An 18,060-nucleotide genomic window follows, 5' to 3' on the forward strand; every position below is an offset into this window, starting at 1 on the left:
GGGAGATTACGCCATCTCACCGAAGTCTATGGCCAGGGAGATCCACGGGCGCAACGCGCAGGACGCGCGATCTCCACGACCCGGCGTCACCCGGCCTGGCAGGGCGGGCTGTACGGGAGGCCGGGCACGTACTGGGCCCACTCGCTCCGGGTGATGACCATTCCGGACACCTCGCAGACGCGCCGCTGGGCCTGCTCCACGTCCATGCTCCAGAGCTGCGCCGTCCCGTTGCCGGACGCGCTGGCCAGCACGTTCCCGTCCGGCGTGAACGCCACGCCGTTGACCCAGTCGGACCCGGCGAGCACGGCCCACGCGGCCGGCCGGGCCCGGTCGGCGAGGTTCCAGATCCGGATGGTGCCGTCACGCGCCCCCGTGGCCAGCCTGCGCCCGTCGGCGGTGAAGGCCACGCTGCCCACCGCGCCCGTGTGCCCCAGCAGGACCGCGACCTGCGCCGGCCGCTCGGGGTGGGTGAGGTCCCAGAGCCGGGCCGTCCCGTCGGAGCCCGCCGACGCCAGCGTCCTGCCGTCCCTGCTGTACGTCAGCGCCAGCACGCTGTTGGTGTGCGCCGGGTAGTTGGCCAGCAGCCGCGGGGCGGCGGGCTTGGACACGTCCCAGAGCCGGATGACCCCGGTCCCCGAGCCGATCGCGAGCATGCGGCCGTCGGGGCTGAACATGGAGGCGTTCAGCCAGTTGTCGGCGTCGCCCGGCGAGGAGAGCAGCTTGGGGGCCCGGGGGTCGGTCAGGTCCCACAGGTAGGTGCGGCCGTCCCGCGACGTCGTCACCAGCGTGCGCCCGTCCGGGCTGAAGGCGCCGGACTCCACGACGTTCACGTGCTTCTTGATCGTCGCCAGCGGTTTCGGGGCGGCCGGCCGGGAGACGTCCCACAGCTTGGCCGTCTGGTCGGAGGAGCCGCTGACGAGCATGTGACCGTCCGCGCTGAACCGCACCGTCTGGACGATGTCCGTGTGGCCGGACAGCGTGGACAGCGGCCTGGCCAGGCCCGGGTCAGAGATGTCCCAGAGCTTGACGGTCCGGTCGCCGGAGGCCGTGGCCAGGATCCGGCCGTCCGGGGAGATCGAGAGCGCGTTGACGGGGCCGGTGTGCTCGGTGAGGCCGGCGCGGTAGGAGACGCGGGCAGGATCGGAGACGTTCCACAGCCTGGCCATGCTGTCCGCCGACGAGGTGGCGAGCGTCCGGCCGTCCGGGCTGAACGCGGCGGCGGTCACCGTGTTCGCGAACCCGGTCAGGGCGGTCGTGCGCCGCGGCTCGGCCGGGTTCGAGACGTCCCACAGGGTGACGGAGGCGTCGGTGGCGGCGCTGGCCAGCAGCTTGCCGTCGGGGCTGAACGTGACGTCGTACACGAAGGAGCCCCGGCCCCGCGCGGTGCCGACGCGCCTGGCCGCGGTGACGTCCCAGAGGTAGAGCGTGCCGGTGGTGGAGGCGGTGGCCAGCCGGCGGCCGCCGGGGTCGAAGGTCACGCTCCAGGTGCCGCCGCCGTCCGGCGCGCTCAGCACCGTCGAGCCGCCGGGCCGCGCCGGGTCCAGCACGTCCCAGATCGTGGTGCTCCCGTCGCCCGCCGCGATCGCCAGCAGCCGCCCGTCGGGGCTGAAGGCGACGTCGTTGAGCACGTACTTCTGCCGCAGGAGGGCGATCTGGGCGGGGCGGGCGGGGTCGGCGATGTTCCACAGGCGGGTCGTGCCGTCGTAGGAGACGGTGGCCAGGACGCCTCCCTTGGGGCTGAACGCCACCGAGGCCACCTTGTTCGTGTGGCCCTTGAGCGTGGCCAGGGCCCGTGGCCTGGCCGGGTCGGAGACGTCCCAGAGCCGGGCGGTCCGGTCCACGGACGCGGTCGCGAGCACCCGCCCGTCCGGGCTGAACACCGCTCTCACCACGCTCGCGGTGTGGCCCTTGAGCTCGCTCACGGCCTTGGGGCGGGCGAGGTCGGAGACGTTCCAGAGGCGGGCGGTGGCGTCGCTGGAGGCGGTGGCGATCATGCGGCCGTCGGGGCGGTAGGACACCCACTCGACCGGGCCCCGGTGGCCGATCAGGCGGGCGCCGACCGGGTGCGCGAGCGTGCCGAGCAGCGCGCCGCGGGCCTCCGGGGTGTCGGCGACGCGGTAGGAGACCAGGGAGAGCTGGGCGCCGAGCGAGGCGTCGGCGGCGCCGTTGGCGGAGCCGGCGATCCGCGTGGAGACGGCCTGGTCACGTTGCCTGGTCACCTCGCCGGTCTGCCGCAGGGCCAGGACGCCGGCGGTCACCGCGGCGAGGAGGAGGACCGTGAGGGCGGCGATCACCTGGCGGACGACCCAGGTCCGCCGCCTGCGCCGCCGCAGCGCCGCGTCCAGGAACTCCCGCTCCGTCCCCGATCGCGCGCCCTGCGCAACAGCCTGTGCCGCTGCCAGACGGCTGTCCGCGTACAGGTACGCCGGGTCCCTGCCGTGCCGCTGCCACGTCTCCGCGTCCTCGGCCAGGCGCTGGCGGACGAGCAGGTCGACCCGGTTGCCCTCGATCCAGTTCCGGAGCCTGGGCCAGGCGCGGATGAGGGCCTCGTGGGCGATCTCCGCCTCGTCCTCGTTCACCGTGAGGAGCCGCGCGCGTACGAACTCGTCCAGGACCCGCCGCGGGACGCCCGCGGGCGCCAGGTCGGCCAGGGCCACCCGCTTCCTCGTGTCGCCGGTCTGCTCGTCGAGGTGCACCAGCCGGACCATCAGGTCTCGCGCGATCGGCTCCACGTCCGCGCCGAGGCGCCGCAGCGTCTCCTCGGCGCTCGTGGCCAGCGCCCGCGCGATGCCGCCCGAGGCCCGGTACGCGGCCATCGTCAGCGTCCCCTGCGTACGGCGCTGCCAGGTGGCCAGCAGCGCGTGGGACAGCAGCGGCAGCACGCCGCCCGAGTGGTCCACGTCGCCGGCCCCGACGTCTTCGAGCAGCAGGTCGGTCAGCCCCGGCTCCAGCGAGAGCCCCGCCCGCGCGGCCGGCCCCTCGATCGCGGCGCGCAGCTGCGTCACGGTCATGGGGCCGACGATCGCGGGCCGCTGCATCGCCTCCAGCAGCCCCGGGTACGACGCGCAGTGCCCGAAGAAGTCGGCCCGGACGCAGGCCACCACGGCCGCCGACCTGGAGAGCGCGACCAGCTCGGCCACGAAGCGCCGCCTGGCCGGCTCGTCCGCGCACGTGGTGAAGACCTCCTCGAACTGGTCCACCACCAGCAACAGTCGCCGCCCCTCCGGGGCCGGCCTGCGGGCCAGCTCCGCCGACGGATCCGCGCCCGGGGCCAGCACGACGCACGACAGCTCCTCCGCGAGCTGGTGCCGCAGCGCCGGGATCAGCCCGGCCCGCAGCACCGACGACTTCCCCGCCCCCGAGGGACCCGTCACGATCAGCGGGCGTCCGCTCCCGAACGCCTCCCGCACCCGCGCCACCAGCGACCTGGTCAGCTCCTGCCGCCCGAAGAACACCTCCGCGTCCTCGGGCCCGTACACGGCCAGCCCCCGGTACGGGCCGGCCTCGTCGCCGCCCTCCGCGACCGGCGGGACCGGCCGGGAGCGCGGGGCCACGTAGGCCGGGTTGACCGCGAACGCGCGGCGATCGCCCAGGTCGGTGGCCTGGCGGCGGGGCCGGGGGAATCCGGCGTCGGGGAGCCTGCGGGCGAGGCTGTGGTAGACGTGGTCCAGCGTGAACACCGAGGGCCCCGCCGGGTCGCCCGCGTTCAGCAGCCGCAGCAGCGCGCCGCTGAAGGCCGTGTGCCGGACGCCGGGCAGCGCCCAGGAGTTCTCGTCCCTGCTCGACGACGTGATCAGGTACGCGCCCTGCCACATCGAGTCGAACACCCGCTCCACCGCCTGCGACGACGCCCCGCGGGCGCGGCCGGCGAAGCAGCAGTCCAGGACCACGACGACGAGCTCGGCCCGCGACGCGGACAGGATCTGGCGCACGACCCCGTACGGCAGCGCCTGGTACCCGGGAGCGCCCCGGCCGAGGTCCACGGTGGCGCGGGTGGCCAGGTGCAGGTCGTTGTCCGGGCCGATCAGGCCGTGGCCGACGTAGTAGAACATCAGGACGGACGTCGCCTCCTGGGCCAGCCGGTCCAGCGCCTGCCCCAGGTCGGCGGGGGTCGCCGGGTCCAGCCGTACGGTCAGGTGGGCCGGCGCCAGCCCGCCACGCTCGACCAGGCATCGCCCGACGTCCGCGACCGTCGCCGGCACGGCGGGCACCGCCGGCAGCGGCGACTCGGGCCGATGCGTCCCCGTGCCCGCCACCAGGACGCGGGCGCCACCGGAGGACAGCAGGAGAGGTGGACCGTTCCAGCGCGGTCGGGGCCTCTCGACGGTTGCGGATTCGTCGTCGGTCATCCGGCGCTCCACGGCGAGGAAGGTCGGCAGGCGGCACGAGCTAGGAGGCGCCACCTCGAGCGCGCCTCGTGATCCCCCGACAACTCCCGGTTGCCAGGGTACGCACCTGTCCGACCTTCCGTCGAGATCCCGTGCCGGGCCGGGGTCACCAGTTGGCGGGCAGCCCCGGCGTCGTGGCGGGCAGCTCGTGGCCGGGCGGGTGGATGATGTACGTGACGCCGCCGCTGCTGGAGCTCCGCAGCCACACGTTCTCGAAGTCCGCCCGCGGATAGACGTGCCGCACGGCGGCGTTGGAGGACGACGCCGGGTCGTTGGCGATCACGTCACCCGACGAGGTGAAGCCCACGATCGCCATGAGGTGCCCGTTGGTGCCGTAACCGGCGCCGGGCAGCTCGCCCTTCTTGAACGACTGCGACGTGATGACCGGGATGCCCGCCTTGATCAGCAGCTCCAGCTCGGTCAGCGACCGCAGCCGCGTGACGAACCCGTCCATCCCGTAGCGTCCGGCGTAGGCGGTGTTGAACGGCCAGTTGCCGGCGCCCTGGTAGGCGTGGTCGTAGGTGTAGCGGGCGGCGTAGTCGACCTCGGGGTTGGGGTCGGAGGGGTCGACCCAGGCGGTGTCCTGGGCGCTCGGCCACCTGTCCCAGTAGCCGAGGACCATGGTGGTCGAGGTGGGGCTGCACCAGGCCTCGCCGCCGCCGTCCCATTCGGGGTAGTGGCCCTGGTGGACGTTCTGGGAGCGGCGTGGCACGGCGAGCTCCGTCCCCCAGGCGCCCCCGCCCGGGCTGACCGGCACGGTCTTGCGCTCGGGCACGTTGGAGGCCATGACGCCGGAGGTGCGCACGCGCGGCGTGACCGCGGAGCCGGGCGCGCGGTAGAGGGTGAGGCGCAGCTGGTAGGCGGTGATGGGCTTGCCCGCCGCCGCGACCAGCGTGTCGACCGAGACGTTCGCGTCGGCGTCGCCCTGTCCCGCCACGGAGGTGCGGCGGATGTCGCCCTCCGCGTACGCCCAGCGGCCGAGCGAGAACCACTTGGTCAGCCCTCCGGCGTTCCTGGCCCGGGCCTCGACCTGCATCCAGCTGCCCTGGGGCACGTCCGCGGTCCAGGAGGCGATCAGCTCGGTGGCGTCGAACCCGATGGTGCGCTCGGGGCCGGTCCAGCGGGCGTACTCCCAGGTTTTGGCGCCGAGCGCGTCGGTGTAGGAGACGGTGCCGGCGGCCGTGCCGAACGACAGGCCGTCGCCGGCCGTGGTGCCCTCGTACGTGCCGGTGGCGAAGTCGGCCCGCTGGAAGACGACGTCGGACGTCAGGGCGAGCGGTTTCGCCCCGGCGGGTGCGGAGAGCGTCGTGGCGAGGAGCAGGCTGGACAGGAACACGGTCAGCGCGCGCATGGATCCACCTTCCGGCACAACCATTGTGTGAAGCATCCGAAAATCTACGTATCAACTCACGCTGCGCAAGTTTCACGCGCACTGAAATGTTTCGGTAAGAGTTTCCCCACGTTATGACAGATAATCACGCTTGGTAGCGTCCTCGGTCGCCGATAGATTTCCATGATTTATTGACACATTTCGGAAATTTCCCCAAACTGGCAGTTCACCCCCTCGGTGATGGACGTGTGTGGTGTGGTGTGCTCCGGGTGCCGCCACACCACACACCTTGATGAGCCGACCGTGGGAACGTGGGTCATATGCGCAAATACGTGATCCTCGGCGTTCAGGGCAGTGGCAAGGGCACCCAGAGCGCCATGCTCGCCGGCGACCTCGACCTCGTGCACATCAGCGTCGGCGACATCTTCCGCTGGCACGTCAAGAACCACACCAAGCTGGGCGCCCAGGTCCGCCGCGTGGTCGCGGCCGGCGAGCTGGTGGGGGACGACCTGGTGGAGTCCGTGGTCAGGGACCGGCTCCAGCAGCACGACTGGAACTACGGCTTCATCATCGACGGCTTTCCCCGCAACCGCCGCCAGGCGGAGTTCTTCCTGGAGAGCTACGACATCGACGGGGTGATCCACCTGGACCTGCCGGACGAGGAGGTGCGCCGCCGCGTCCTGGCCCGCCGCCTGTGCTCACGCTGCGGCATGGACTACAACCTGATCGCCCACCGGCCGGCGGAGGAGGGCCGGTGCGACGTGTGCGGCGGTGAGCTGGTCTCCCGCGCGGACGACACCCCGGACGCCCTGGCCAGACGCCTGCGCGAGCACCACAGCAAGATCGACCCGGTGGTGGAGCTGTTCCGGCGCAAGGAGTACGTGATGACCGTCGACGCCCGGGCGGACAAGGCGACGGTCCAGCGGAGCATCCGCACCCGCTTCAACCTCCCGCCCTACATCCCGCCTCAGTGAGTGACCAGGGTGGTGAACCGGTAGAGGTCGACGGCGAGGAGGAGGGAGAAGAAGACGAACGCCGACGTGCGCCGCCGCTAACTGTCCCGAGGTCTCCGGATTTTTCACGACGACGCCCCCGTTTCCCGTAATTCCTTGACGCACCTTATGACGAGGAACACGGGAAATCGGGCCGCTTCCGGCCGATCCGCCGCCCATTCAGGGGCGGGCTCGGGCTCGGCGAGCTCGTCCACCCACAGGCCGTGGCGGCGGAAGGTGTTGACGTACGTCGAGAGCGTACGGTGGTTGGCGCCCACCTGGCGGCGCAGCGTGGAAAGCTCCCCGTCGGCGCGCCACCAGCCCTCGGCGTGGTAGCGCGCGTCCCCCGGCCAGGAGCCGGACACCCCCGGGCCGCCGGGAAAGCACGGGTGCAGGATCGAGCAGGCGAAGACCCCGCCGGGCCGCAACGCGCCGGCGGCGGTCGCGACGGCGCCTTCGAGGTCGTCGATGTCGGAGAGGCCGAAGCTGCAGACCACCGCGTCGAACGGGGGGAGATCCCGCAGGCCGGGCCGGGAGGCGTCCGCGTGGAGGTAGCGGATGCCCAGCGGCGCGTCGCGCTCGGCGGCCCGGGCCTTCTCGATCAGGGCCCGCGAGACGTCCACGCCCACGACGGCGGCGCCCCGGCGGGCCAGCTCGCGGCTGATCCGGCCGTGGCCGCAGGCGATCTCCAGCACCCGCCCGCCCGCGACCGGCCCCAGCAGGTCGAGCAGGCGGACGGAGGCCGGGTCGTCGATGGCGTCGGTCCAGCCGGCGGCGTAGAAGTCGGCGATCTCGTCGTAGCGCGCGACATCGGGCATGACCCCGACGGTACGCGTCCTCGATCCCCGGCGGGCGCATGTTCGTCGAGCGCGGAACGCCCGCCGGCGGGCAGGCGGGCAAAGGGTTCGCCATGGCGGCGCATGGTTCCGGTCGGGCCGCCACGGGGGCGGGGCGGGTGAGAGGAGGATCGTCCCCGGTCGAGCGGCACGGCCGCGGTCAGGCGGGAGGACGACATGGGCATGCCCGGGATCGCGGCGGTCATCGCGCTCCTCGCCGTCGGCGGGTGGACGGGGGTGTACGGCTCCGCCCCGCCACCGCTGTCCGGCGCCGTTCCGGCCGCGTTCCACGTGCCCGGGAGCCCGGATCTGCGGATCGTCGGGACCGTCAGCCCGGAGCCGATGCTCATTGGCGGCGAGTCGGTCTACTCGGTCACCGTCACGAACGCCGGAGACCGGGCCGCCCAGAGCGTGACGGTCATCGACACCCTGGACCGCAACGCGATCCCGGGCCCGATCCCCGACGACTGCGCCCTCGTCAGGCGCGGCGGCGCCGTCGCCTGCGGCGGGCCCGGGGTGACGCTCCCCCCCGGGCAGAGCGTGAGCTACGAGATCCCGGTCACGATCGACCCGGGGGTCCCGGAGGGCGCGCACGTCCTCAACCGCGTCGAGGTCACGGCCTGGGGAATGGGCAGCGGCACGACCCGGATGGTCAGCCCGACCCGGGAGCGGGTCAGGGGCCGTCCGGAGGCCGCGGGCCCGGACGGCGGCGCCGTCGACGACTGCGGCCCCGGCAACACGGGCGGTTCCGAGGACGCGCCGGTCGAGGGCCACGCCGGAGGCGGCGGCTGCGCGTCCGCCATCCCCGATCCGGCCCCGGCTCCGCGGCCGACGCCGAGCCCCGACACCCCCACCGAACCGGCCCCGGGGCCCACGGCCGATCCGGTGCCGTCCGCCACGGCGGAGCCCGGACCGGCTCCGGGCCCCACGGCGGGCGACGAGGCCGGGCCCGAGCCGCCCGTCCCCGGCGAGGATTACCTTCCGCCGGCGCCCGGCCCCGGTTCGCTCCAGCCCGTCCCCGGTCAGGGCCTGCTCCAGCCGAGTCCCGGCCAGCCGGGCTCCGACGAGGAGGCCGTCCCCGGCCGGCTGCCGTACCCGGAAGGTCTCCATGAGGGCGGCTACCAGGTGGGGGTCGGCGGGGGACCCGCCCATCGCGGGCCCCGGCCGGCCTCCGGCGACGAGGACCCGGAGCCGGAGGGCGACGACCTTCCCCTGACCGGCGTGTCGGGTTGGGGGCTCGGCCTGGGCCTGGCCGTCCTGCTGGCGATCAGCCTGCTGGTATGGCACTTCTCCCGCCGCGAGCAGGCCCGCGACCGGGCCCCGGCCGGAGCGGGCAAGAAGCGGTGAGGGTCAGCGGGCGCGAGGGGACAGCGCGTCGCGGGTCCACGAGCCGAGCACCAGCAGCGTCTTGGTCCCGGTCACGTCCCCGGCCCGCCGCAGCCGGTCGATGACCTGCTGCAGGTGCCCGAGGTCGCGTACCCGCACGTGGATGAGGGCGTCCGGGTCGCCCGCGATCGTGAACACCGCCTGCACCTCCGGCACGTCCGTGGCGGTGCGGACGATCTCGCTCACGGGCGTCGTGCCCGGATAACGTAGCTCCGTGAACGCCTCGATGCCCCACCCCAGCTTGCCGTAGTCGATCTGCACCGTGAACCCCGTGATCACGCCGAGCTCCCTGAGCCGGTCGACCCGCCGCTTCACCGCCGCGACCGACAGCCCCACCAGCTCGGCCATCTCCGAGAACGTCCTGCGCCCGTCCTCCCGCAGCAGCCGGAGGATGCGGTGATCGACGTCGTCCACATCAGGCATGCGAGAACCCCTTCGTCCGGCGCAAAGAACCTCAGCCGCCAAGCCCAAGTGTTCACATAGTTTGCGTCTTCCGGGCACTTTCTCATCTAATACTTGCGCATATCATCCCGCGTTGCTGTGCTTGGCACACACGTACGAGGCCAGGAGGTTCGAGCGTGAGCGAGCCAACAGTGTCGCTCGGCGATAAGTACACGGCACACGACGGCCGGGTCCTCATCTCCGGCATCCAGGCCCTGGTGCGCCTGACGCTGGAGCAGCGCCGGCTGGACGAGGAACACGGGCTGGACACGCGCGTGTTCGTCACCGGCTACCAGGGTTCGCCGCTGGGAGGCGTGGACCTGGAGATGAAACGGGCGGCGCGGTTCCTGGAGCCGGCCGGCGTGGTCTTCCAGGCGGGCCTGAACGAGGAGCTGGCCGCCACGGCGGTGGCCGGCACCCAGCTGCTCGACCAGGTGCCGGGCCGCCGTCACGACGGCGTCACCGGCTTCTGGTACGGCAAGAACCCCGGCCTCGACCGCGCCGCCGACGCCATCCGGCACGCCAACACGGCGGGCACGGCGCCCCTGGGCGGCGCGGTGGCCTGGATCGGCGACGACCCCGGCTGCAAGTCCTCCACGCTGCCCAGCACGTGCGAGCCCATGTGCCAGAGCCTGTCCATGCCGCTGCTCGCGCCCGGCTCGGTCGCGGAGATCGTCGAGTTCGGGCTGCACGCGGTGGCCCTGTCGCGCGCCACCGGGCTCTGGGCCGCGCTGAAGATCGTCGCCGACATCGCCGACGCGTCCGCCACGGTGGACCTCGGCGCGCTCCGCGACGGCATCCCGATGCCCGACAAGAGGGATCGCGGCGCCCCGCCCCTCCTGCTCGGCGCCGCCGCGCTGGACGCCGAGCACGACCTGCTCACCCGCCGCCTCGACCTGGCCCGCGAGTACGCCCGCGAGCACCGCCTCAACCGGGTGATGGCGGGAGCGGGCAACACCGCCCTGGGCATCCTGGCCTCCGGCACCACGTACGCGGTGGTCCTGCGCGCCCTGGCCGACCTCGGCCTGGACGAGGCGGCGCTGGACGAGCGCGGGATCCGGCTGATCAGGCTCGGGATGCCGTTCCCCCTCGCCTACGACGACCTGGCCGCCATGACCGGCGACCTGGACAAGGTGCTGGTGGTCGAGGACAAGGTGCCGTTCCTGGAGGGACAGCTCAAGCAGGCCCTGTACGGGCGGGAGCGGACGCCGGCGGTCGTGGGCCGGGACCTGCTGACCGCCCGCGGCACCCTGGGCGCGGAGGACGTGGCCAAGGCCGTCGCCACCTGCCTGGGCATCGAGCCGGCCCCGCGGAAGAAGGCCCGGCCGGGGCGCATGCTGCCCCTGGTGGCCGCGCGCACCCCGTACTTCTGCTCCGGCTGCCCCCACAACACCTCCACCCGCACCTCCGACGGCACGCTGGTCGGGGTCGGCATCGGCTGCCACGCCATGATCGCCCTGGACGGCCACGGCCGCGGCACCCAGGTGGGTCTCACGCAGATGGGCGGCGAGGGCGCGCAGTGGTTCGGGCTGGCGCCGTTCACCGACGACCGGCACTTCGTGCAGAACCTCGGCGACGGCACCTTCCACCACTCCGGCTCCCTGGCGATCAGGGCCGCCGTCGCCGCCGGGGTGACGATGACGTACAAGCTGCTCTACAACGACGCCGTGGCCATGACCGGCGGCCAGCGCGCCGAGGGCCGGCTGGACGTGCCGGCGCTGACGCACGAGCTGGCCATCGAGGGCGTGCGCCGGATCGTGGTCACCTCGCCCGAGCCGGAGACGTACCGGGGGGTGCGGCTGGCGGGGATCGCGTCGGTGCGGCACCGCGACGACCTGCCCGAGGTGGAGAAGGAGCTGGCCGCCCTCGACGGCGTGACCGTGCTGATCCACGACGACCGGTGCGCGGCCGAGGAGCGGCGGCTGCGCAAGCGCGGCAAGCTGCCCACGCCCACGGAGAAGGTCGTGATCAACGAGCGGGTCTGCGAGGGCTGCGGCGACTGCGGCGAGGTGTCGACGTGCCTGTCCGTGCAGCCGGTCGAGACCGAGTACGGCCGCAAGACCCGCATCCACCAGGCCTCCTGCAACTCCGACCTGAGCTGCCTCAAGGGCGACTGCCCGTCGTTCCTGCTGGTGGAGCCGGGCACCGTGCGCCGTCGCCAGGCCCCGCCGCCGCCCGCCGAGCTGCCGGAGCCCGCGAGCCGGCCCGCCGAGGCCCTGATCCGGATGCCCGGCATCGGCGGCACCGGCGTCGTCACCGTCTCGCAGATCCTGCAGATGGCGGCCCACCTCGACGGCCTGCACGCGTCCGGGCTCGACCAGACCGGGCTGGCGCAGAAGGGCGGCCCCGTGGTCAGCGACGTGCGGATCTCGGCGCGGCCCCTGGAGGGCTCCGTGCGGGCCACGCCGGGGAGCGCGGACGTGCTGATCGGGTTCGACCTGCTGGGCGCGGCGGCCGAGCCGAACCTGGCCACGGCGTCGCCCGAGCGCACCGTCGCCATCCTGAACACCGCCGTCGTCCCGACCGCCGCCATGGTGACCGGGCGCGCGGCCGTGCCGGGGCACGCCGACGCGGTCGCCCGCGTCGAGTCCGCCACCAGGCGCGTCGAGTGCCTGGACGCCCAGGGGCTGTCGGAGGAGCTGTTCGGCGACCACATGCCGGTCAACCTGCTCCTTCTCGGCGCCGCCTACCAGCACGGCTGCCTGCCGGTCTCCGCCGCCGCCGTCGAGCGGGCCATCACGCTCAACGGTGCCGCCGTCGAGCAGAACCTCGCCGCCTTCCGCTGGGGCCGCGCCACCGTAGTCGCGCCCCCCTCTCCAGATGTCGCGGTCCCCGAGGGATTGGACGAGGTGGTGGCCACCCGCGTCGCCGACCTGACCGGCTACCAGAACGCCGCCTACGCCCGTTCGTACGAGGAGGACGTGCGGCAGGTGGCGGCCACCGCGGTCGAGCGGGCGGGCGAGGAGGCGGGCAACCGGATCGGGCTCGCGTACGCCCGCGCCCTGCACAAGCTCATGGCCTACAAGGACGAGTACGAGGTCGCCCGCCTGCACCTCGACCCCGCGGAGAAGGAGCGCAGGGAGCGCGAGTACGGCCCGGACGCGGTCGTGTCGGTGCTGCTGCACCCGCCGCTGCTGCGGGCCATGGGGCTCAAGCGTAAGATCAAGGTACGCCGTTCCGCCGGGGTCCTGTTCCGCGGGCTGCGGGCCGCCAGGGTGCTGCGCGGCACGACGTTCGACGTCTTCGGCCACGCTCGCGTGCGACGGGTCGAACGCGAGCTGGTCGTCGAATACCGCGACCTGATGCGGACCGCGCTGGAGCGGCTCACGCCCGGCAGCGCCGCGACGGTCGCGGAGATCGCGGGCCTGCCCGACCTGATCCGGGGGTACGAGGACATCAAGCTCGCCCGGGTCGCCGAGTTCCGCGACCGCGCCAGGGTCGCGCTCGCGCGGCTGGACGAGCCCGTTACGAGCCAGGAGAGATCGTGACCGTTGACCGGCTGCTGCCCGACCAGGACGCCAGGGATCTCATCGAGCTGACCCGCGAGATCGCCGACAAGGAGCTCGCCCGCCGGGTCGACGAGCACGAGCGCGCCGAGACGTACCCGGAGGGGCTGTTCGCCACGCTGGGCGCGGCGGGGCTGCTCGGGTTGCCGTACCCGGAGGAGCTCGGCGGCGGCGGGCAGCCGTACGAGGTCTACCTGCAGGTGATCGAGGAGCTGGCGATGCGGTGGGCGGCCGTCGCGGTCGCCACCAGCGTGCACACCCTGGCCTGCTTCCCCGTCTCCGCCTACGGCACCCCGGCGCAGCGCGAGCGGTGGCTGCCCGACATGCTGGCCGGGCGCCTGATCGGCGGCTACAGCCTGTCGGAGCCCCAGGCCGGCTCCGACGCCGGGGCGCTGACCTGCAAGGCCGAACGGGTGGAGACCGGCTACCGGATCACCGGCAACAAGGCGTGGATCACCCACGGCGGCCTGGCCGACTTCTACGCGCTGTTCGTCCGCACCGGGGAGGGGTCACGGGGCATCTCCTGCTTCCTCGCGCCGGGGGCCGCCGACGGGCTGACGTTCGGGCGGCCCGAGGAGAAGATGGGGCTGCACGCCGTGCCGACCACCAGCGCCCACTGGGACGGGGCGGTCCTGGAGGAGGAGCGGCTGATCGGCGAGGAGGGCCAGGGGCTGCAGATCGCCTTCAGCGCGCTCGACTCGGGCCGCCTCGGCATCGCCGCCTGCGCCACCGGCCTCGCCCAGGCCGCGCTCGACGAGGCCGTGGCCTACGCCAAGGAGCGCCAGACGTTCGGCAAGCGGATCATCGACCACCAGGGGCTCGGGTTCCTGCTGGCGGACATGGCGGCGGGGGTGGAGAGCGCACGGGCCACCTACCTCGACGCGGCCCGCCGCCGGGACGCGGGGCTGCCGTACAGCAGGCAGGCCAGCATCGCCAAGCTGGTCGCTACGGACACGGCGATGAAGGTCACTACGGATGCGGTGCAGGTGTTCGGCGGGTACGGGTATACGCGGGAGTTCCGTGTTGAGCGTTACATGCGCGAGGCCAAGATCATGCAGATCTTCGAGGGCACGAACCAGATCCAGCGGCTGGTGATCAGCAGGCACCTGGCCAAGTAGCCCCTGACGCGCGAAAACCCCGCTTCCCTGTGCCGGGAGGCGGGGTTCTTTATCTTGGGATCGGGTCCTGGATGATCGCTGTTCCGTCCCTGTTCCGTGAGACGCGGCGCAGAGAGCAGTCCTGGTTGGGTCTCTCGAGACCAGCCGACTCGTGTCGTCCTCGGCGGATAAGGTGCAGGCCTTTGCTGATCGGAGATTCTGGAGGGGCGGGATGGGCGCGAAGACAGCATTGCTGGCGTTCGCTGAGGGCGACATCCGACCCGCGTTGTTGAGCGCGACGCGCTCGGAGCGGGCTGAGACCGAGGCATTGGTCCGTCGGGTTCACCCAGATTATGCGGTCGCACCCGCCGAGGACGGCACGTTGTGGGACTGTGTCTACCCGCCTGACGACGTCACCTACGCCACCGCACTGGCCGGGGCCGAGCTGTTCTGCGATCGCAGGCTCGTGCTCGATCGTCCGTCTGAGTTGCCTGAGCATCTGCTCAAGGCCGGTGCGGGCAGGCGGATCATCATGCATGCGATGCACTCGGTGGTGGACTGGCTTGCTTTCGCGGTCTGGGAGGACGGGGTGCTGGTCCGCTCGCTGAGCCTGTCGCCCGATGGCGGTATCCAGGAGAACATCGGCGAGCCGTACGACTTCGAGCTGCCGTACTGGGCGGGCGAGCATCCTGTCGAGCGCGTGCCGGGCTGGCCGGATCAGGATCCCTACCCACTGCCGTTCCATCCCCTTGAGCTGGGCGAGGATGCGTTGCACGCGTTGTTCGGCTTCGTGATAGAGGGAGCTCCCGACCCCGGCCACATCGATGCGGCCGGTCTTCACCTGCACGGGTTCCGGGTGACCGACCCGTCGGGCAGGGAACAGGCCGAACGGGAAGCCAGGTACGCCGAGGCACGGCGGGCCATGGGTCCACCGCGGATATTCCGGATGGGACCGAACGGGACGATGCACGAGGTTAGCTTCGACAGCCTCTGACCATCTGTGCCTGGCCGGCGCTCTGCTCTCTTCGGCAGGACAACACGCCGCAGGTGAACGCCCACACACATACAAACGCGACCCCTGCCTGGTTGATCGGCAATGGGCTCGCGTTTCTGTGATCAAGGCCGCCCCAAAAGGCCGCACGCGCCGCCGTCTTGGCGCGCGTCGCCTTCGTAGGGCTTAAATGGTCAATGGCTCCGTCCCCGTTCCGTGAGAGACCTCGCGTGGACGGAACAGCCGGTCGTCGAGGGCCCTGCAGGCGCCTCGGCGATCCCGACAGCCCTCGGGTCGCCAGGCGCGGCATCGACGAGGGCATCGGCCCGCCGTCATGGCCGCCCGCATCAAGAATGCGATCACCCTCTACCGCCGGCTACACAACGTTCCCAACGTAGAGATCCGGCTCCACCGCACCGTGCTCTACAACTCCATCTTTCGGGCAGACAGCGAACTCCTGGTCAACCTCCACGCCTACGCCACCCCAGCAGCCGACGCCCCCGTCATGCACCTCCGCCATAGGGAGGAGCAAGGGGCATCCGCGATCTACCTCACCAGCTTCGAGCGCATCTGGACCAGCGCTACGCATCGAGGGCGATAGAGCCATGCCAGATGAACCTAGCGTTCCGGCCGAGGATGTCGGGCCCACCACACGAATGCGACCCTTACGATCGCCACGGCATGGCGGGTCACCGTACGTGGCTGGGGGGCGATCGAAGGTCCAGGGCTTCGTTCCTCAGCCCCGTCCCACCGAGGATCACGGCTGATCACCGTAAGTGCAAGCTGCAACTGTGGGCGGTCAGGAGTCTCTCCAGTTAGGCGGCCAGCCTGATCCAGGCTGGTGACCATGAAATCTCCAGGTGGGCGGACACGTAGAGTCCTGCCCGGCGGTCAGGTGTCGGCGTACAGCCTCAGGTGCAGAGCTGTGTGCGTGAACATACACAGGTGGAAGCGGGGCACGGTGTTGCTGGTGGGCTCCTCGCTAAAGAGGTCCTGTCCGGTCAGAGAGCCACCTCGTTCAGCTGCACGTCACGGGGCAAGCGCCGCTGCGGCGTTGAGCGCTGCCTCGATCTGCTTGCGCTCTCCCGCGTGGTGGATTCTCGTCAGCAACCGCTGCAGCGCCGCGGGGGCCTGCGGGCCGGGGATGGTCCCCAGGGCGTGCACCGCCGCCGTGGCCACCTTGGGCTCGGGAAAGTAGGCGAAGGTGTCGTATGAAGTCCGCAACACCACCGCCTCCAGTGCTGTCACCGCTGAGGGCCCTTCAGTCAGCGCCGCCATCCAGACGACACCTCTCGCCAGATCGTCGTTGCGCTCGTCCAGTAGCACCCGTTGCTGCTTTCCGTGGCGCCGCATCGTGGTGGGGCCGCACTCCAGCAGCCCGGCCAGCGCTCGTCGGCCGAACTCCCGGGTGCCCTCTCGGAGCGCCAAGTCCATGCACGTCCGCCGCCACGCGGCCGTCGGAAGACCCGACGCCAGGGTGGCCAGATGAATGATCAGCTGGACCAGGTGCGGCATCGGTTCGATGCCGAGCCACTCCCTCAGGTCCCCTGCCCATCGATCGCGGGGCACGAGCACCGAGTCGGGCAAAGCCGTCGGCGGCCCGTCGACCAGCGCCAGGTAGGACCGCATGGCCTGAGGCAGGCGAGCGCGGTCGGCGCCACGGATTCCCCACGCGGATGGCAGCGTCTCCTCAACGGCGCGTAGCAACGGAGCAAGCTCTCGAAGTTCCGGCTCTTCGAGCCCTTTGAGTGAGGCCAAGGCCAGCTTGACGCATGTGACCCATCGAAAGCCTCGCTTCTGGTCAGTGGCGGCCAGACGCCACAAGACGCTCGCCTGCTCGGCAGTCCAGCCCAGACGCCGCCTGGTGGCGCGTTTCAGTATGTCGTCGAAATCCGCGTAAGGGTCCTCTGGCCACAACACCACGCAGAGCGCCGCGGCGCTAAGGGTGGCGTCATCCGCTTTCTCCAGCCGCCGGGTGACGTCCTCTTTGATCCGCGCCCGGGTGGCCCAGCATTCGTCCCAGTCGTCCTTATGCTGAGTCCGCAGAGCATGGGCTGTGGCGGCCCGCTCGTCGCCAAGGTGGTCCACGAGCCAACGGGCAAGGTCCACCGCCGAAGTCCGAACGTGATCGAGACCGTCATCACGGCGAAGAACTTGCTTCAACTCGTCCAACTCGTCGTCGCGCATGAGGTGCACTCTTCCAGGCAGGACCGACAGTCGCAGCCACGAGTGCCGCGAGGTGGCGTCTTCGGAGCGGTGTAAATCGCTCGACGAGGTAGGTGCCGTGAGTGGATCTTAGGCGGCCTCGGTAGCGAGTTCCAAGGCCGGGTCGTCGGTAGGGCGGAGCAGCGCCCGGCGGGTGGAGCAGCGCCCGGCGGAGGTCGTGCAGGATCCGCAGGCCCTTGCTGGTCAGGCTTTGGCGGTCGGTGAGCAGGCACTTGACCGCCGCCGGGTAGCGGCCGGACCAGGTGTCGGCGAAGGCGTCGATGCGCCGCTGGACGAGGTCGACCAACCCCTGGCCGGCCGTGATGTCATCGCCCGGCTCGCTGAGGTCGAAGATCTGCCAGTAGGCGGCCTTCACCTCGGCCTGGTCGCCGGCGCTGACCTTCGCGAGCACGTTTCTGGCGCGGTGAACGAGACACCTCTGGCGCAGTGAGGTGGGGAAGACCTGCTCGGCGGCGCTGATCAGGCCGGGCGCGCCGTCGGAGATGATGAGCAGCGGCGGGCGCAGACCGCGGGCGACGAGGTCGGACAGGAAGTCGTGCCAGGCGTCGGTGGACTCGGCCGCGGCGGCGGCCAGGCCGACGAAGACGGGCTTGCCGGCGGTGGTGATGCCCCGGGCGGCCAGGATCGGCTCGGCCCGGCTGCCGTCGTGCATCTTGAAGTGCGAAGCGTCCAGGAACAGGTAGTCCAGATCGACGTGCGTCAGGTCGCGGCGGCACCAGGCGTCGTACTCGGCCACGATGGCCTGGCAGATGGTCGAGACCGTGGACTTGCTCAGGGCGGCCTCGGGGCCGAGCGCGTCGGCCAGTGCGCCCTCGACGTCACGGACGGACAGGCCACGCACGAATCGGACGCGACCATCATGCCAGA

The 18,060-nt window shown here is 71.9% G+C and carries 11 protein-coding genes and 1 pseudogene; 6 read left to right on the forward strand and 6 right to left on the reverse strand.

Annotated features, from left to right (window positions below; genetic code table 11):
- Nucleotides 1-86 precede the first annotated feature (86 nt).
- Both H4W80_RS48620 and H4W80_RS48625 read right to left on the reverse strand, forming a co-directional pair.
- The gene (locus H4W80_RS48620; RefSeq protein WP_192791264.1) at nucleotides 87-4,349 is read right to left on the reverse strand and encodes a caspase, EACC1-associated type; all 4,263 of its coding nucleotides are present in this window, start codon (nucleotides 4,347-4,349) and stop codon (nucleotides 87-89) included.
- A gap of 145 nt (nucleotides 4,350-4,494) precedes the next feature.
- Nucleotides 4,495-5,739, reverse strand: a complete 1,245-nt coding sequence (locus tag H4W80_RS48625) for a C39 family peptidase (RefSeq protein WP_192791265.1) — start codon at nucleotides 5,737-5,739, stop codon at nucleotides 4,495-4,497.
- 299 nt (nucleotides 5,740-6,038) lie between these two features.
- Here H4W80_RS48625 and H4W80_RS48630 point away from each other — a divergent pair, with 299 nt between their 5' ends.
- Nucleotides 6,039-6,692, forward strand: a complete 654-nt coding sequence (locus H4W80_RS48630; protein ID WP_192791266.1) for an adenylate kinase family protein — start codon at nucleotides 6,039-6,041, stop codon at nucleotides 6,690-6,692.
- Nucleotides 6,693-6,796: 104 nt separating this feature from the next.
- On the opposite strand, the gene H4W80_RS48635 is transcribed toward H4W80_RS48630, so the two are convergent.
- Nucleotides 6,797-7,528: a class I SAM-dependent methyltransferase gene (locus H4W80_RS48635; protein WP_192791267.1), complete on the reverse strand. Its 732-nt coding sequence runs from the start codon at nucleotides 7,526-7,528 to the stop codon at nucleotides 6,797-6,799.
- Between the two features lie 195 nt (nucleotides 7,529-7,723).
- Here H4W80_RS48635 and H4W80_RS48640 point away from each other — a divergent pair, with 195 nt between their 5' ends.
- Nucleotides 7,724-8,893 carry a DUF11 domain-containing protein gene (locus H4W80_RS48640; protein ID WP_192791268.1) on the forward strand — a complete coding sequence of 390 codons (1,170 nt, stop codon included), beginning with the start codon at nucleotides 7,724-7,726 and terminating at the stop codon, nucleotides 8,891-8,893.
- Nucleotides 8,894-8,896: 3 nt separating this feature from the next.
- Here the strand turns inward: H4W80_RS48640 and H4W80_RS48645 are convergent, their stop codons facing one another.
- A complete protein-coding gene (locus H4W80_RS48645) occupies nucleotides 8,897-9,355 on the reverse strand; it encodes an Lrp/AsnC family transcriptional regulator (RefSeq protein WP_192791269.1) in 459 nt (152 codons plus the stop codon).
- Nucleotides 9,356-9,510: 155 nt separating this feature from the next.
- On the opposite strand from H4W80_RS48645, the gene H4W80_RS48650 reads away from it, so the two are divergent.
- From H4W80_RS48650 to H4W80_RS48665, 4 genes are all read left to right on the forward strand, one after another.
- Nucleotides 9,511-12,861 (forward strand): indolepyruvate ferredoxin oxidoreductase family protein, encoded by a 3,351-nt coding sequence (locus tag H4W80_RS48650; protein WP_192791270.1) that lies wholly within the window; start codon nucleotides 9,511-9,513, stop codon nucleotides 12,859-12,861.
- Entirely contained in the window at nucleotides 12,858-13,997 is a 1,140-nt protein-coding gene (locus H4W80_RS48655) for an acyl-CoA dehydrogenase family protein (RefSeq protein WP_192791271.1), read from the forward strand. Before H4W80_RS48650 ends, H4W80_RS48655 begins: the two co-directional genes overlap by 4 nt.
- Before the next feature lie 211 nt (nucleotides 13,998-14,208).
- Nucleotides 14,209-14,970: a DUF6928 family protein gene (locus tag H4W80_RS48660; protein ID WP_192791272.1), complete on the forward strand. Its 762-nt coding sequence runs from the start codon at nucleotides 14,209-14,211 to the stop codon at nucleotides 14,968-14,970.
- A 331-nt stretch (nucleotides 14,971-15,301) separates the two neighbouring features.
- Entirely contained in the window at nucleotides 15,302-15,568 is a 267-nt protein-coding gene (locus H4W80_RS48665; RefSeq protein ID WP_192791273.1) for a hypothetical protein, read from the forward strand.
- Between the two features lie 428 nt (nucleotides 15,569-15,996).
- Here H4W80_RS48665 and H4W80_RS48670 read toward each other — a convergent pair whose 3' ends face one another.
- Both H4W80_RS48670 and H4W80_RS48675 read right to left on the reverse strand, forming a co-directional pair.
- Nucleotides 15,997-17,154: a hypothetical protein gene (locus H4W80_RS48670; RefSeq protein WP_192791274.1), complete on the reverse strand. Its 1,158-nt coding sequence runs from the start codon at nucleotides 17,152-17,154 to the stop codon at nucleotides 15,997-15,999.
- Between the two features lie 108 nt (nucleotides 17,155-17,262).
- Nucleotides 17,263-18,037, reverse strand: a pseudogene (locus H4W80_RS48675) (IS256 family transposase); the annotation flags it as partial.
- Between the last annotated feature and the right edge of the window lie 23 nt (nucleotides 18,038-18,060).

Source organism: Nonomuraea angiospora, from assembly GCF_014873145.1.
Classification (GTDB): domain Bacteria; phylum Actinomycetota; class Actinomycetes; order Streptosporangiales; family Streptosporangiaceae; genus Nonomuraea; species Nonomuraea angiospora.

Bases quoted from the DNA above. Each gene is read 5' to 3' on its own strand.
- H4W80_RS48620 (WP_192791264.1), bottom strand. From the start codon at position 4,349: ATGACCGACGACGAATCCGCAACCGTCGAGAGGCCCCGACCGCGCTGG.
- H4W80_RS48625 (WP_192791265.1), bottom strand. From the start codon at position 5,739: ATGCGCGCGCTGACCGTGTTCCTGTCCAGCCTGCTCCTCGCCACGACG.
- H4W80_RS48630 (WP_192791266.1), top strand. From the start codon at position 6,039: ATGCGCAAATACGTGATCCTCGGCGTTCAGGGCAGTGGCAAGGGCACC.
- H4W80_RS48635 (WP_192791267.1), bottom strand. From the start codon at position 7,528: ATGCCCGATGTCGCGCGCTACGACGAGATCGCCGACTTCTACGCCGCC.
- H4W80_RS48640 (WP_192791268.1), top strand. From the start codon at position 7,724: ATGGGCATGCCCGGGATCGCGGCGGTCATCGCGCTCCTCGCCGTCGGC.
- H4W80_RS48645 (WP_192791269.1), bottom strand. From the start codon at position 9,355: ATGCCTGATGTGGACGACGTCGATCACCGCATCCTCCGGCTGCTGCGG.
- H4W80_RS48660 (WP_192791272.1), top strand. From the start codon at position 14,209: ATGGGCGCGAAGACAGCATTGCTGGCGTTCGCTGAGGGCGACATCCGA.
- H4W80_RS48665 (WP_192791273.1), top strand. From the start codon at position 15,302: ATGGCCGCCCGCATCAAGAATGCGATCACCCTCTACCGCCGGCTACAC.
- H4W80_RS48670 (WP_192791274.1), bottom strand. From the start codon at position 17,154: ATGCGCGACGACGAGTTGGACGAGTTGAAGCAAGTTCTTCGCCGTGAT.